The sequence below is a fragment of the Sorangium sp. So ce385 genome (genome assembly GCF_051474135.1).
Classification (GTDB): domain Bacteria; phylum Myxococcota_A; class Polyangia; order Polyangiales; family Polyangiaceae; genus Sorangium; species Sorangium cellulosum_D.
Map to the genome: position 1 here is coordinate 12844634 of NZ_CP150337.1, position 15244 is coordinate 12859877.

At 73.3% G+C, this 15244-nt stretch carries 12 protein-coding genes and 2 tRNA genes; 8 read left to right on the forward strand and 6 right to left on the reverse strand.

The genetic code is table 11. From position 1 onward, the window contains the following. Positions 1–80 precede the first annotated feature (80 nt). Positions 81–1322, forward strand: a complete 1242-nt coding sequence (locus WME83_RS47060) for a VWA domain-containing protein (protein ID WP_437316241.1) — start codon at positions 81–83, stop codon at positions 1320–1322. Between the two features lie 224 nt (positions 1323–1546). Here WME83_RS47060 and WME83_RS47065 read toward each other — a convergent pair whose 3' ends face one another. Then, positions 1547–2479, reverse strand: a complete 933-nt coding sequence (locus tag WME83_RS47065) for a DUF429 domain-containing protein (RefSeq protein WP_437316242.1) — start codon at positions 2477–2479, stop codon at positions 1547–1549. 72 nt (positions 2480–2551) lie between these two features. Here WME83_RS47065 and WME83_RS47070 point away from each other — a divergent pair, with 72 nt between their 5' ends. Beyond that, positions 2552–3166 (forward strand): hypothetical protein, encoded by a 615-nt coding sequence (locus WME83_RS47070; RefSeq protein ID WP_437316243.1) that lies wholly within the window; start codon positions 2552–2554, stop codon positions 3164–3166. Between the two features lie 11 nt (positions 3167–3177). Here the strand turns inward: WME83_RS47070 and WME83_RS47075 are convergent. Together WME83_RS47075 and WME83_RS47080 are read right to left on the reverse strand one after the other, a co-directional pair. After that, a tRNA-Lys gene (locus WME83_RS47075) sits at positions 3178–3253 on the reverse strand. A gap of 77 nt (positions 3254–3330) precedes the next feature. Beyond that, positions 3331–3404 (reverse strand) — tRNA-Arg (locus WME83_RS47080). Between the two features lie 212 nt (positions 3405–3616). Between WME83_RS47080 and WME83_RS47085 the strand changes: the two genes are divergently transcribed. Next, positions 3617–4720, forward strand: a complete 1104-nt coding sequence (locus WME83_RS47085) for a penicillin-insensitive murein endopeptidase (protein WP_437316244.1) — start codon at positions 3617–3619, stop codon at positions 4718–4720. A 13-nt stretch (positions 4721–4733) separates the two neighbouring features. On the opposite strand, the gene xth is transcribed toward WME83_RS47085, so the two are convergent. Beyond that, the gene (gene xth, locus WME83_RS47090) at positions 4734–5543 is read right to left on the reverse strand and encodes an exodeoxyribonuclease III (RefSeq protein WP_437316245.1); all 810 of its coding nucleotides are present in this window, start codon (positions 5541–5543) and stop codon (positions 4734–4736) included. Positions 5544–5637: 94 nt separating this feature from the next. Continuing rightward, on the reverse strand, positions 5638–6531 hold the full coding sequence (locus WME83_RS47095; protein ID WP_437316246.1) for an alpha/beta fold hydrolase: 894 nt from the start codon (positions 6529–6531) through the stop codon (positions 5638–5640). Between the two features lie 53 nt (positions 6532–6584). Here WME83_RS47095 and WME83_RS47100 point away from each other — a divergent pair, with 53 nt between their 5' ends. Further along, entirely contained in the window at positions 6585–7229 is a 645-nt protein-coding gene (locus WME83_RS47100) for a pentapeptide repeat-containing protein (RefSeq protein WP_437316247.1), read from the forward strand. Between the two features lie 33 nt (positions 7230–7262). Here WME83_RS47100 and WME83_RS47105 read toward each other — a convergent pair whose 3' ends face one another. Then, a complete protein-coding gene (locus WME83_RS47105) occupies positions 7263–7925 on the reverse strand; it encodes a response regulator (protein ID WP_044970202.1) in 663 nt (220 codons plus the stop codon). 326 nt (positions 7926–8251) lie between these two features. Between WME83_RS47105 and WME83_RS47110 the strand changes: the two genes are divergently transcribed. The 4 genes from WME83_RS47110 (at position 8252) to WME83_RS47125 (ending at position 15240) form a co-directional block, all read left to right on the forward strand. Then, positions 8252–8659 (forward strand): response regulator, encoded by a 408-nt coding sequence (locus WME83_RS47110; protein WP_437316248.1) that lies wholly within the window; start codon positions 8252–8254, stop codon positions 8657–8659. A 90-nt stretch (positions 8660–8749) separates the two neighbouring features. Continuing rightward, positions 8750–11779, forward strand: a complete 3030-nt coding sequence (locus tag WME83_RS47115) for a glycoside hydrolase family 65 protein (RefSeq protein ID WP_437316249.1) — start codon at positions 8750–8752, stop codon at positions 11777–11779. Next, positions 11773–12762 (forward strand): universal stress protein, encoded by a 990-nt coding sequence (locus tag WME83_RS47120; RefSeq protein WP_437316250.1) that lies wholly within the window; start codon positions 11773–11775, stop codon positions 12760–12762. The genes WME83_RS47115 and WME83_RS47120 overlap by 7 nt, the downstream gene beginning before the upstream one ends. A gap of 114 nt (positions 12763–12876) precedes the next feature. Then, entirely contained in the window at positions 12877–15240 is a 2364-nt protein-coding gene (locus WME83_RS47125) for an AAA family ATPase (protein WP_437316251.1), read from the forward strand. The last annotated feature ends 4 nt before the right edge of the window (positions 15241–15244 follow it).

Sequence of the window (15244 nt, forward strand, 5' to 3'; positions counted from 1 at the left end):
AGCACCATCGCGAGGGTCGCGACGCCGTCGATCGCCTGCCGACCACATTTGTGATGTGCGTTACACACAGAAGGCGCTGCTTGGGGCGAGGTGCAGTCCAGCTCTGGCAGGACAAGACCGACGATCCGCGGACCTGGGCGCTCAATCCCGGAGACGGCGAAGCGCTGCGGCGGTGGAAGAAGCGCTTCGCCGGCTGCCGCGCGCCGAGCGACCCCGCCCTCGTCGACCGCTTCGGCGGCACCGCGAACAGGGTCGCCGCCTTGACGGACGGGATCAAGGTGGCTGCACTCACGGGGGATCTCGAGGCGGCGCGGGTGGCGTCCGAGGCGCTCGCGCAGCTCCTGGGCGGGCAGGCATCGACGGGATGCGAGGCCTCGGCTTGGGTGGTATTGACCTTCCTACTCAGCCGCTTCCGGGTCGGCGGCACGGGACCGCGACAGACAATCGACGCGTCTCTTCGCATTCAGGGGCACCAGCCGCCGGCTGTCGAGCAGGGGACCAGCTCAACGACTGCCCGCGATCTGGTTCGGGCCTCCGCCTTGGTGGGCTTCGCGGTCGACGTGTCCGGCTCCATGGCGACGAGCATTCGAAACAATACGGGCGGCCAACTGAGTCGGATGAAGAGCTTCGAGCGTTCGCTCGATCGCCTCCTGCGCGACGCAGAGCGCGCTGCCAATGACGCCAGTCGTCGCGCGTCTTCCTCTGTGCAGTGCTTCGCGTACGCCTTTGGCGTGCAGGGCCTTGGTGTCTGTGACCTTTTTGCTGCCGTCCAGGCAGGAAGAGACCTGGTACCCAAGCATGAGGTCGAGCGGTTGAAAGCGAAGTACGAGGCTGAGATCTGCAATCGGTACCAGCAGTATGCAGGCGTGGGGGATCTTCTCGGGCGATGGGGGCTCGGAGGTATCGTCGGAGCGATCACCGAGGAAGCACGGACCCGCGGCGAAGCCGAAGTACGCGACCGGATCATGCGCGAGCTGAGCCCAAGGATCGAGCAGAAGCTTGCGGCGGTGGGGGACACCACGCTCACGCTGGAGGACCTCGCGGAGCTCTGGAGGAAAGAGCGCGGGTCTCTCGACGATGCGGACGGCATCCTCTTCGGAGACACTCCCATGCGGCGCGGCCTGACCGAGCGCCAGAAACGCTTTGAGCGCGAGGCGTCCAAGCACGCGCCTGGCGTGCAGCGTGTGGCCTTTGTCTTATCAGATGGCGAGTCAACCGATGGCGACCCACGGGAGCCGGTACGGTGTCTCAAGGAGCAGGGTGTGACCATTGTCTCATGCTTCTTGACTGACGCCGACATCGCCGACCCGAGAGTAGTGTAACGGCAGGAACGCTCAACGCTCGACGGCGATCGACCTCCAGCAGCGGCGCGAGCGGCGGGTGCCGACGTAGCCCGGCCGGGTGGTCCTCCCCCACTTCCGTCGGGGGTGCCCACGGAAGCGGGGAAGGACCAGACGCTGCCCTCCGAACCCGCAGAAGCTCAATTACTCGAGCCGCAGTTCTTCATCTCGTCGATGCCAGCCCAAGGTGGTGATGAGGCCGAGGATCACCCTGCGGCGTCGGTGCTCCACGGGATCAAGATCCACCCTTCGCGTGCGATGCGCTCTGCCTCGGCGTGGGCCCTCTCGGGCCCGAGCCAAACCTCGGGCCGCGTCAGGCGTGCATCAGGATGCCCGGCCCGCCACCGCAGGTGAGCCCAGGCGAGCAGCGCGCAGAGCAACGCATCGCACGCGTCGGGCGAGCCTTTCTGGTCGATGGCCCACGCCAGCGTGGCCTCCCAGCGCTCGCGGTTCGACACGTTGTGCGCGCCAAGAAGCCGATCGAGGAGCTTGCGCCGCACCGCCGGCTTGCTCTTGTAGTCGTCGAGGTCGGCCGCTCGAGCGGCTACGAATGCGGCGGGGTAGGTCTCGAAGGTCTGGATGCCTTCCAGCGTGCGGGCGCCGAGGCCGACGTCGACAGCGCCGAGCCGCTGGCCGAGTTGCTGTCGGACGTGCGCCCAGACGAATGCGGCCTGCCCGATCGCGTCCGCGCTCACGCTGAGCGGACGCAGCCCGACCCTTTCGAGGATGAGCCGATCGGTCAGGCGCCGCTCGAAGCAATCGCGCTTGGGGAGCGCGGTGCTGCTCGTCCAACCCTCCGTCGCCCGCCACGCCGCCTGGAAGGAGGTGCTCTCGACCGGCCAGCCGAACGGGATATCGACCGCCACGCTCGCCGCGCAGCGGTGCTGCTCGAGCCGTTCGAGCACCAAGCCCAGCAGCGCGAGGCTGGGGCGCTGGATATTGTTCGCCGACGGAGTGCCGTCCTTCTTGCGCCCAGCGGTCGGGAGCAGCAGCGCGATGCGTGCATCATCGAGGGCCTCCTGCAGGACGAGGACGCAGAGCCCCCAGTTCTCCTCGGAGGCAGCGAAGTCGAGGCCAACGGCGACGCGGGCACCGGGCGAGAGAAGATCGTCGAGGAACCGTAGCGCGGTCGGACCCATGGTCAGCGCACGCTACCAGGTCCAGGCTGCTGGTCGCCGCGCTCGGTCTGACGTGGCGGCTCTACGCCGACCATGCCCGGCGCGGCGAGATCCTGGACGACGCGCTCTTGGCACGCCTGCAGACTGCGGGCGATCGATCTCGGACGTCAGGTTGTCCAGTCCGACGGCCAACCCGGGCGCGACGTCTTCGATTTGCGCAACCACCTCTCCGGCCCCGTCGAGCTGCTCCGCCTCGGTGACTTCGCCGACGAGGACGAGCACCGCGACCCCAGTGAGGACGAGGTACCGCTCGGCTTCGGCTTCGCCGAGGCCACCACCACGAACCCCACGCGGCGCATCCTGTCCGCGATCGACCTCACCACCTGGCTCACCGATCTCCCGGCCGAGGATCGGCGGATGCTCACGCTACGGGCTGCGGGCTTCACGCTCGAGGAGACACCTACGCGCGACGGGCATCACCTGGATGGCAATCCGCGGAGACGATCCCTTGCGGATCAAACATCGCGCCGGCCACACGTCGTTCACGACGACCGAGGGCTACATCCGCGAGGCCGAAGCTATGAAGCAGGGATTCGGCCAGGTCTTCCCGCCGCCTCCGGCTTCGCTCTACAGCGCTCCCGGCGAAACGTCGGGGAATCGTCCCGGAACAAGCTCGGGAACTTCTCCTCGATTACGAGGAAAACCTAATGATTCCGCATTGGTGGGCCATGAAGGACTTGAACCTTCAGCCAATGGATTAAGAGTCCACTGCTCTACCAATTGAGCTAATGGCCCGAGTAGTTTGTCAAACCGCGGATTCTGGAACAGTCCCGGGATCTCGCCGGATCGCTTGCGTCGTCCGTTGAGCCCGGCACGCCCGGCCTGATTCGAACAGGCGACTTTCGGATTCGAAGTCCGACGCTCTATCCAGCTGAGCTACGGGCGCTCCTGCGCGCCCCTCGGCGGGGCTCGCGGAACGCTTCTAACCGCACCGGAGCCGATATGTCAAGGCGATGAAGCATCGCGATGCGCAATTCTCAGGCCGCCGTCCCCGCTGAGCCCGGACGGATGTCGCCCTGAGCCCGCCCGCGCCCCGCCGGCCACGGCGGCGAAAGAAGTTCTCTGCCCCCCGCGCCGCGGGGTAGGGTCCGCCCCCGCATGCCGTTGCTTCGCCCGCTCACCCGCCGTTGCTTCGCGTCCCGGGGCCCTGTCGCCGCCCTCCTGCTCGCGCTCTCGGTCGCGACGCCGGCCCTCGGCGCCCCGGCGGGCGCGCAGCCGGCCTCGGCGGAGCAGCCGCCGGGGCACGGCCCGCAGGGCAAGCGCCCCGCCGCGCGACGCAGCTCGGCCGGCGACGAGGGCGGATCGCGCGCCGCGCGCGGCGCCGGGGCGAAGGGGACGGCCGCGGACCGCGCGAGCAAGAAGCGCGCGGCGCGGCGGGACGAGACCTCCCGCACGGCGCGCGGCGGCACCGCCGCCGAGGCCGACGAGCGCGAGCCGCTGTCGAAGGGAGCGCCCAACCGCGGGCGGCTGACCGGCGCCGTGCGGCTCCGGTCGTCGCGGCACCTCAAGACGCGCGAGGGCGCCAGGACCTGGGGCTTGCCCGTGCTCGTGAAGGCCCTGCGGCGCGCCGCCTTCCAGGTGGCCAAGAAGCACGGCGACTCCGCGCTGCTCGTCGGAGATCTCTCGGCCAGGACGGGCGGCCGCCTCGACGGGCACAACTCCCACCAGACGGGGCGCGACGCCGACGTCGGGTTCTACGTCGTGAACTCGAAGGGCAAGACGCTGCGCATGGACCGGTTCGTGGCGTTCGACGACAAGGGCGACGCCATCGGCCTCCCCGGGGCGCGGTTCGATGACAAGCGCAACTGGGCGCTCGTCGAGGCGCTGCTCCAGGACCGCCGGGCAGGCGTCAAGTACCTGTTCGTGACCGACGCGCTGCGGGCGCGGCTGCTCGCGTACGCCGCGAAGACGCGCGTCCCGGCGGAGCTGCGGAGCCGCGCCGCCGCCGCGATGATGAGCCCCAGGGACGCCGACCTGCACAACGACCACTTCCACATCCGCGTGGCGTGCCCCCCGTCGATGCGCGCCGCCTGCGTCGAGGAGTCGCTGGCCCGCCCGGCGTGCGACGCCGACGCGGCGAAGAAGCCGCTCGAGGCCGCCGCGCCCGCGGCCCCGGCGGACGGCGCGGCGCAGGTCGCCGCCGCGCCCGCGGCCCCGGCCGACGGCGCGGCGCAGGTCGCCGCCGCGCCCGCCCCCCGCTGACGCCCGACCGCGCTCAGACCGCCTGCGCGGCCCCGGGCGGCGCCGCGCCGTCCGCGAGCTCCACCACCACCGGCGCGTGATCCGAGGGGCGCTGGAGCTCCCGCGGGCGCGTGTCGATCGACACATCCGTGCAGCGCGCGGCCAGCGGGCGCGTCACCAGGGCGAGGTCGATGCGGAGGCCCTTGTTGCGCCGGAACGCGCCCATCCGGTAATCCCACCAGCTGTACGCCGCCTTGGCGGGGTGACAGGCGCGGAACGCGTCGACGAGCCCCCACTCCATCAGGCGGCCCAGCGCCGCCCGCTCGTCGGGGTGGAAGAGCACCTGCCCTTCCCACTTCTTCGGCTCGGCGACGTCGATGGGCTCGGGCGCCACGTTGAAGTCGCCGCAGATCAGGAGCTGCTGGTCGGGCCGGTAGCTCGCCTCGAGCTCGCGCCGGAGCCGCTCCAACCACGCGAGCTTGTAGGCGAAGGCCGGCGTCCCCACCGCCTGCCCGTTGGGCACGTAGACGTTGATGATCCGGATCCCCTCGACCGTGGCCGACAGCATCCGCCGGGCGACGTCTTCCTCGTCGCCGTCGAGGCCCTTCTTCACGTCGTCCACCGACAGCCCGAAGCGCGCGGCGATCGCGACGCCGTTGTAGGACTTCTGGCCGAAGATGATCGAGCGGTAGCCCACCTCGGAGAGCGCCGCCTCGGGGAAGCTGCCGTCCTCAACCTTCGTCTCCTGCATGCAGACGACATCGGGCGCGGCGCGGACCAGCCAGCTCGTGAGCTGCTCGAGCCGCGTGCGGATGGAGTTCACGTTCCAGGACGCGATGCGCATAGGTCGCCTCACCGATAGTGGATGGAGAGCAGGACGAAAAGCCTGGATCCGGGCGCGGCCGCGCCGCGCGCCGGGGACAGGCGATCGCGGACGATCACAGGGCCGCCCGGATCACGTCGAAGAGGCCATCGGGATCGTCCACGTGGAGCCAGTGGCCGGCGCGCGGGAGGACGTGGACCGAGAGCCAAGGCGCGCGCGCCGCGAGCGCCTCGAAGCGGGCGCGCGACTCCGGCGAGACCGACGCCGACCTGCCGCCGAGCACGACGTGGAGGCGCCGCGCTTCGACCCCGGCGCCGGCCGGCGCCGGCGGCTCCTCCAGGACGCGCCACAGATCGCGCGCGAAATAGTCGGTGAGCAGGTCGTTGAGGACGTCGAGGTCGAGCCGGATGCGAAAGCCGTCGCCCTCGCGGCGGACGTTCATCGCCAGCCACTCGCCGATGCCGCGGCTGAAGCCGGCGGCCTGCACCGCCTCGAGGAACGCCTCGCGCGACGCGATCGGCTGCGGGATGGCGCGGAGCAGATCGAGCACGCCGGGGCTCTCCGAGCCGCTCTCGCCGGCGGGCCTGGCGCTCGGATCGACGTCGAGGATGAAGCCGCGCTCGATCCCGGTGGGCCGTCGTTCGAGGTAGGCGAGGGCCACCTTGCCGCCGAACGAGTGGCCCATGACCCCGCGGATATCGAGGCCGAGGCGATCGCCGAGCCGGAGCAGGTCGTCGGCGGCCGCCGCGATGGTGTGGGGCGCCGGCGGGCTCTGCGACAGGCCGTGCGCCCGCAGGTCGACGAGGATGAAGCCCCACGGCGGCGCGGCGGTGCCGGGCGCGCCGGGCGCGCCGCCGGTGGCCTGCGCCTCGGCGAGGCGCCGGACGAAGGTGCGCCAGTTGGCGCCGGAGCCGAAGATGCCGTGCAGCACGAGCATCCAGCGGGCAGGCGCCGCGGAGGGCGCGGAGACGAGGGCGTGGTGGGGCACGAAGGCGTCGGGTGCGTTCATGGCTCTCCGGGCGGCGCGAGCGCGCCGCCTGCGCCTAGCGCTAGCATGGACCCATGGCCAAGAAGCCCCCCATCGCGCCGTCGAGCGCGGACGCCGCGGAGCACGAGGCCGCGGCGCCGCCGAGGCCCGCGCGCTTTCACGGCGCGACGCTCGCCGGGGCCGACTTCGACGACGCCGACCTGCGCGGCGCGCGCTTCCACAACGTCGCGCTCGCCGAGGCCGAGCTCGACGACATCGATCTGCGCGGCGCGCGCTTCCGCAACGTCGCGCTCACCGAGGCCGACCTCGACGACATCGACCTGCGCGGCGCGCGCCTCCACAACGTCGCGCTCGCCGAGGCCGAGCTCGACGATGTGGACCTGCGCGGCGCGCGCCTCCACAACGCGACGCTCGCCGCCGCCTCGCTCGACGACGTGTCGCTGGCAGGCGCGCGGATCGACGACGCCGACGCGGCGGGGACGCGCTGGTCCGACGTGAGCCTGCGCGGCGCTCGCCTCGAGGCGTCGGACCTCCGCGAGGTCGAGATCACCGGCTGCAAGATCGACGGGCTCACCATCGACGGCGTGCGGATCGACCGCCTGCTCGAGGACGCGAAGCGCCGAGCGAGCGCGAGCCCCACGCCGGAGGCGGCCACGAAGCAAGCTGCGCCGGGGAAGCCGGGGAAGAAGAAGTCGAAGCGCCCCGCTCCCGCGAGGTGAGCGGGCAGGGCGCCTCGCGCGATCGCGGGTGGCTTACGCCTCGATCAGCCCGGTGCGGACCGCGATGCGGGTCAGCTCGACCGCGCTCTTACATCCGAGCTTCGCGTAGATGCGCACGCGGTGGGTCTCCACCGTCTTCGGGCTGATCGTGAGCCGCGCGGCCGTCTCGCGCGTCGACACGCCGGCCGCGAGCAGCCGCAGCACCTGGCGCTCGCGCGGGGTCAGCGCGTCGAGGCCGCCGGAGCCCTCGCTCGCCGGCTTGCGCATCGCGCGCACGACGGCGCCCGCGATGCTCGAGGACAGCGGCGCGCCGCCGGTCGCGATCCGGCGGATGCCCTCGATGACCTCCTCGAGCTTCGAGGTCTTCACGAGGTACCCCTGCGCCCCCGCGCGGAGCGCCTCGGCGACGCGGAACTCGTCGTCGTAGCCGCTCAGCACGAGCAGCTTCGCCTGCGGCAGCTGCGCCCGCAGCGCCCCGAGGAGCTCGATGCCGTCCCGGTCGGGGATGTTGAGATCGACGAGCACCACGTCCGGCTTGCAGCTCGCCGTCTCGCGCAAGGCGTCGGCTGCTGTCCCGGCCTGGCCCACGACGACCATGTCGGGCTCGTCCGAGAGCGCTCGAGCGAAGCCTTCGCGGACGACGGGGTGATCGTCGATCAGATAGATGTGCAGCTTGCTAGCAGGGGTTTCCGCCATGATGACCACAGGGGGATTGGAGTGTCCTTCGGACCACAATTCGATACCCGCGAGCAGTTCAAGTCAAGCTGCTCGGGTCGTCCTGGGAGGAACCTTACAGGGGTATCAGGTGCTCAACGATCTGCAAGCAGCGGCGCGGCGGCAAGCCCAATTGATGAGGAAATCTCCGTCCGGAGCGAGTTTCGGAGCTCAGCGGAGATCTGCGCCGTGGGAGGCGTTACGCCATGCGCCACGCCCGCGCCGCCTGCCCCATGCGATCGCGGCGGCCGTCTGGTATCCTTTGCGCGCCTCATGCGCCGAAAAGGCCAGCGATCGAGAGAAATTAGATGAGCTCGCCGGGCCCCTCTCCGTGCCTGGCCGGCGCCTCGCCGCCCCCGCGCGCGGAGATCTTCGTCGTCGACGACGACCCGGCGCTCGTCGACTCGCTGATGGACCTGCTCTCCGACGAGGGCTACGGCGTCCAGGGGTTCACGCGGCCGCTGGAGGCGCTCGAGCGCCTCGCCCGCGGCGCGCGGCCGCGGGCGGTGCTGCTCGACTACGTGATGCCCGAGATGACGGGCGAGGAGTTCCTCGCCGCGCTCGCCGCGGCGGGCGTCGAGGTGCCCGTCCTCCTGCTCTCCGGCGTGAGCGAGCCCATCATCCGCGGCGCCGTGGCCGGCGTGCTCGCGAAGCCGTTCGACGTCGACCGGCTCCTCGGCGTGCTCGATCGGCTGACCGCCGACGTGCAGCGCTAGCCCACCGCCGCCGCGCCCCGCCCTGATCCCGGCCTGCACACGCGCGGCGGCACGATCCTCGCGTGCCCCGGCCCCGGGGAGGAGCCGAGGATGTCGTCTCTCCAGGACAGCGCCGCCGGGCCGCCCGTCCACGCGCGGGGCGGGCCGAGCAGCCCCGGCCTCGCGGGCGCGCCGGCGGCCGCGATCCGGCTGCCGGCCGAGCTGCACCACCGCTTCCGCTTCGTCGCCCTCGACGCGAGCCTCCTCCCGGAGGCGGACGGCGGCGCCGCGGCGCTGCTCGACGCGCTGCTCGCGATGGGGGTGCGCGTGGCGATCCTCGCCCGCGAGGGCGTGCCCCACCTCGCGCGGCGGCTCGAGCGCGGCGCGCGCGCGGAGAGCGCGGCGGAGCGCCGGCGGCTCTTCGTCGGCGCGCTCGAGGGCGCGGAGCTCTACGGCTTCGATCGCCGCGGCGCCGCCGTCGCGCTCGCCGCCGCGACGCCGCCGGACGGGCGCTCCGCGCTGGCCGCGCTGCTCGCGCAGGTGATCGCGCCGCTCCGCATCGCGCCGCGCGACTGGCTCGCGATCTCGCCGGAGCCGGGCGGGGGCGCGCCGGCCGCGGGCGCGCGCGGGCTCGCGGGCGCGCCCGAGCTCGCGGGCGCGACCCACGCGGCGGCCGGCGCGCGGCGGCTCGGCGAGATCCTGGCGCTCCAGCGGGACCTCGACCGCGAGCTCGGCGCGCTCGCGGCGCCGCGCGACGCCGCGTGGATCGTCGAGGAGCCGGGGTTCGACGTGGCGCGCGAGCACGAGATCGAGTCGCTGCTCGCGATCGCCAACGGCTACCTCGGCTCGCGCGCGTCGCTCCCGGAGGGGTCGAGCGTGTCGCGGCCGGCGACCTTCATCGCGGGCGCGTTCGAGCCCTCGGCCGACGTGAGCCGCGTCCCGGAGCTCGTGATCGCCCCCGACTGGGGCCGGCTGAGCGTCGCCATCGAGGGCGAGTCGTTCTCGGCGGAGACGAGCGGCGTGCTGCACCACCTCCGCGCCCTCGACCTGCGGCGCGGCGCGCTGCTGCGCGAGTGCCTGCGGCGCGGCGAGGCCGGGCACCTCACGCACGTCCACACGCTCCACGCGGCGTCGCTCGCGGACCGCCACGTCCTCGTCGAGGCGCTCAGCGTCGCCCCCCTGAACTTCACCGGGACGATCCGCGTCGACGCGATCCTGAGCGGCGACGTGAAGAGCGCGAGCGGCGCGGCGCACTGGGCGCGCTTCACGGCGGACGCGCGCGCGGAGAGCTTGCTCCTCGTCGGCCGCACGCACGGCGGGCTCGAGACCGCGATGACCTCGCACCTGCGCGTGCTCCCGCGCGAGGCCGCCGAGGGCTCGCCCCCGCCCGAGGCCCCCGAGGGCGCGCGCTGCGAGCGCGCCGAGGGCGCGCGTTCCATCGCCGAGCGCTGCGACATCGGCGTCCGCGTCGCCGAGCGGCTCCGCCTCTTCCGGACGACGACGCTGCACACGTCGCGCGACACCCCCGCGCCGCGCGAGGCGGGCGAGGCGCTCCAGGCGGAGCTCTCGCGCCGCGCCGTGGGCGACGTGCTCGGCGAGCACGCGCGCGCGTGGGCGGAGCGATGGCGCCGCGCCGACGTCGAGATCGACGGCGCCCCCAAGATCGAGCGGGCGCTCCGGTTCGCCCTCTACCACCTCATCGGCGCCGCGAACCCGGACGACCCGCGCTGCTCCATCGGCGCGCGCGGGCTCAGCGGCGAGGCGTACCGCGGCCACGTCTTCTGGGACACCGAGACCTTCCTCGTCCCGTTCTACACGCACTGCTACCCCGAGGCCGCGCGCGCGCTGCTCCTGTACCGGCACCGCACCCTCGCGGGCGCGCGCCGCAAGGCGAGGTCGCTCGGCTACGAGGGCGCCCTCTACGCGTGGGAGTCGGCGGACACGGGCGACGAGACGACGCCCCCGCTCCTCGTCACGCCGTTCGGCGAGGTGGTCCGGGTGCTCTCCGGCGAGCAGGAGCACCACATCAGCGCCGACGTCGCGTACGCGGCGCACGCCTACGGCCGCGCGACCGGCGATCTCGAGTTCGAGCGCGGCGAGGGGGCCGAGATCCTCGTCGAGACGGCGCGCTTCTGGGCGAGCCGCGCCGAGACCGGGCCGGACGGCCTCGCCCACATCCGCCGGGTCATCGGGCCGGACGAGTACCACGAGGCCGTCGACGACAACGCGTTCACGAACTGGATGGCGCGGTACAACCTCCGCGCCGCCGCCGCGGTCGTCCGGCGCGGCGTGGCGCGCGGCGAGGTGCTCGCGCGGCTCGACCTCCGGCCCGAGGAGGTCGATCGCTGGTGCGACGTGGCGGATCGCATGGCCCTCGGGCTCGACCCGCGCGCGGGCGTGATCGAGCAGTTCGCGGGCTACTTCCGCCTCGAGCCGTTCGCGATCGCCGACTACGCCGTGCGCAGCGCGCCGATCGACGTGCTGCTCGGTCGCGCGCGGACGCAGGGCTGCCAGGTGGTGAAGCAGGCGGACGTCGTGCAGCTCATCGCGCTGCTCTGGGGCGCGGTGCCCGCGAGCGCGCGGCGCGAGAGCTTCCTCTACTACGAGCCGCGCACCGCCCACGGGAGCTCGCTGAGCCCGGGCGCCCACGCGCTCGTCGCCGCCCGGCTCGACCTCCACGCCCACGCCGAGCGCTACTTCGACCAGACCGCCGACATCGACCTCGGCAACACGATGGGCAACGCCGCGGGCGGCGTGCACATCGCCGCGATGGGCAGCCTCTGGCAGGCGGTCGCGTTCGGCGTCGCCGGCCTCACGCGCGTCCCGCGGAGCGCCCTCGCGGCGCGGCTCCCTCCCGCGCCGCCGTGGCCGGACGAGGACGAGGCGATCGGCGTCGAGCCGCACCTCCTGCCGGGCTGGCGTCACCTCAAGATCCCGATCTCGTGGCGAGGCCGCGCGCTCGAGATCCACGTGGAGGACGGCGCGGTGGAGATCGCGCTCGAGGGGAGCGCGCCGCTGCCGATCGCCGCGCTCGACGCGGGCGCGGTCGCCTGCGCCGTGGTGGCCGAGCCGGGCCGCCGCTACGCGGCGCGGCGGATCGGCGGCCGGTTCCAGCCATGGGAGGAGGTCACGACATGCTGAGCGCTGTGCGCGATGGGTCTCTCGGCGAACGTGTGGCGCTGTCCGGCCCGGTATCCGCGGCCGATCCGCCCCTCGGCGCGCGCGAGGGGGGCGACGAGCCCTCGCCGGAGAGCGGCGCGCGGAGCAGGAGCGTGCTCGTCGCGCTCCACGGCCGCCGCGCCCACCAGGGCGCCCTCGGGCTCGGGCGGCTCATCGCCGACGCGCTCCACGCGCCGCTGCACGGGCTCCTCGTCTGCGCCGAGCCGCTCGAGGCGAGCGAGGTGCCCGCCCACCTCGGGGTCGCCCCGGAGGCGCTGCAGGGCGTGGTGCTGCACGTCGCCGCGAGCGAGGATCCGCCGGGCGCGCTCGCGGCGGCGGCGAGGGGCCGCGGCGCGTCCCTCGTGGTGGTGGACTCCGAGCCGGAGGAGGTCGTGGACGAGCGCCTCGGCGTCGGCCGGCTCGCCGCGCGCGCGCTGGAGTCCGCCGCCTGCGGGGTCGTCGTCATCGGCCCGGCGGCGCCGGCGCCGTCGCGCCTCGAGCGCATCCTCTTGCCGCTCGACGGGACCCCCAGCACGGCCGCCGCCATCGCCCCCGCCGGAGAGCTGGCCCGCAGGCTCGACGCCGAGCTCGACATCGTGATGGTCGGCGGCGCCTCGCCGCGGGAGGCCGACGACGCGCCGCCCGTCTCGACGCCGTTGCCCTCCGAGCCGGGCGCGATGGTGGCGCCGCTGTACGTCGATCAGCCCCAGCACGAGTGGCCCGCGTTCACCGAGGAGTTCCTCGCCCGGTTCCTCAGCGCGATCGGCCACTGCCCCCACGACGTCGCCACGCGGCTCTTCCTCGGCAAGGGCGAGCCGGCGGCGGAGATCCTGCGGCTCGCCGGGCAGCTGACGAGCGACCTCGTGGTCCTGGTCTGGCACGGGCAGCTCGAGCATCACCACGGCGGCGTCTTCCGCGACGTCCTCTGCGGCGCCCCCTGCCCGGTGATGGTCCTGCGGCGGTAGCGCGCGCTCTTCAGCGTGTTCTCCGGCGCGATCGCCGGCGCGGATCCGCGCGGCCGCGCCCCGACGGGCGGGCTCCACGCCAGCGGGCGTCGAAAGGCGCTATGGTGCGCCGCCATGGTCGCCCGGAAGCTGCCCGCCAGCGAGTGCCGCAAGATCGTCGACCCCCAGAGCTTCCGCTTCTCCACGACGGACGAGGTCGCGCCGCTGTCCGCGGGCATCGGCTCGCAGGAGCGCGCCCTCGCCGCGCTCTCCTTCGGCCTCGACATCCGCCAGCCCCGCTTCCACGTCGTCGTCGTCGGCGCGCCCGGCACCGGCCGCACGTTCTGCGCGCGCGCCGTCGCGAAGCGCATCGCCGCGAGCCGCCCCACGCCCGACGACATCCTCCTCTTGCCGAACCCCCACCGCCCGAGCGAGCCCACCGTCCTGTCGCTCCCCCCGGGCGAGGGCCGCCCGTTCGTCGAGGCGATGGAGGAGCTCCACGAGAAGCTCGTCGACGCCCTGCGCGGCGCGACCGAGGGCGAGCGCTTCAAGCAGGCGCGCGGCAAGATCCAGCGCCGGGTCAACGCCGAGGAGCGGCGGCTCGAGGAGCAGCTCAAGTCCGCGGCGCGCGAGCTCGGCCTCGACCTCGTCCGCGGCGACGACGAGGTGCAGATCACCTCGCTCGACGACGCCTCGAACGCGCCCGACGGCGAGGCCCTGCACGCCATCGCCGGCTCCATCGAGGAGTTCGAGATGCGGCTCGCCACGGTGCAGGACGAGGCCGACGCCGAGCTGCGCAGCGTCGTGAAGCAGCTGCTCAGCGACGGCGTGAAGGGCTGCTTCCAGCCGGTGCGCGCGCGCTTCGAGGGGCGCGACGACATCAGCGCCTTCCTCGCGGACGTCGAGACGGTCGTCTCGAAGGAGTTCCGCCTGCTCGTCGACGAGGCGCGCGGCGAGGAGGGCGGCGCCACCCTGCCGCGCGGCGTGGTCGTCCCGACGCTGCTCACCCAGCACACGCCCGACTCCGGCGCCCCCGTCGTGGAGGTCCCCTACCCCACGCTGAGCGCCCTCTTCGGCCGCACCCACGCGCCGCCCGACTCCGGCTTCCCGCCCGAGCCCGGCTTCGCCGTCGCGGGCGCCCTCCACGAGGCGGCCGGCGGCTTCCTCATCCTGCCCGCGGGCGCGCTCCTCAAGAACGAGGCGCTCTACGAGCAGCTCAAGGCCTGCCTCCTCGCCGGCAAGTTCATCGTGCCGGAGCACAACCCGTCGTACTTCCGCGGCACCGCGGAGGAGCTGCTCTTCCCGCCCATCTCGATCGACGTGAAGGTCGTCCTCGTCACGAACCCGCAGCTCTACCAGGACCTGCACGACGCCGATCCGGAGTTCTCGCAGCTCTTCAAGGTGCAGGCGCGCTTCGAGACGACGATCTCGCTCGACCAGGCGCTGCTCACCTACCCCGCGTTCCTCGCCGGCTTCGCGCACGATCGCGGCCTGCCGCCGATCACGGCCGACGGCGTGACCGCGCTCCTCTTCCACGGCGGCCGCCTCGCGGAGAGCCAGACCAAGGTGAGCGCGCAGCTCGGGCTCATCGCCGAGGTCGCGACCGAGGCCGGCTACCGGGCCCAGCGCCGCGGCCGCAAGGTCGTCGACGGCCCCGAGGTCAACGAGGCGCTCGAGGCGGCGCGCCGCCGCGGCAGCCACTTCCGCGACCACGTGCACGAGATGCTCTCCGACGGGACGATCCGCATCGACGTCACCGGCCGGCGCGTCGGGCAGGTCAACGCGATCTCGGTCCTGTCCGACGGCCCGCAGACGTTCGGCCGCCCCTGCCGGGTGACGGCGGTCGTCTACCCGGGCCGCGAGGGGCCGGTGAACATCGCGCGCGAGGTCGAGATGTCCGGCCCGCTCCACAGCAAGGGCGTGCTCGTCCTCACGGGCTACCTCGCCGCGCGGTTCGCCCAGCGCCGCCCGCTCTCGTTCGGCGCCTCGCTCGTCTTCGAGCAGACCTACGAGCCCATCGAGGGCGACAGCGCCTCGTCGAGCGAGCTCTACGCGCTCCTGTCGGCGCTCTCGGGCGTCCCCATCCGGCAGGAGCTCGCCGCGACCGGCAGCATCGATCAGCAGGGGAGCATCCAGCCCGTCGGCGGCATCAACGAGAAGATCGAGGCCTTCTTCGATCTGTGCGCCGCCAAGGGCCTGACGGGCGAGCAGGGCGTGCTCATCCCGAGCGCCAACCGCGACGCGCTCATGCTGCGGGGCGACGTCATCACCGCGATCGAGGCCGGCCGCTTCCACGTGTACGAGGTGAGCTCGGTCGAGGAGGGCATCGAGATCATCACCGGCGTCCCGGCCGGCGTCGCCGACGCGGACGGGAGGTACCCGGAGGGGACCGTGTTCCACGCGGCGGACCAGCGGCTCGAGCGCTTCCACCAGGCGATCGCCGACACGACGAGAGGGGGGCCGAGCGCGGATCCCCGGGGCATGCTCCGGGGTCGCTGAGGAG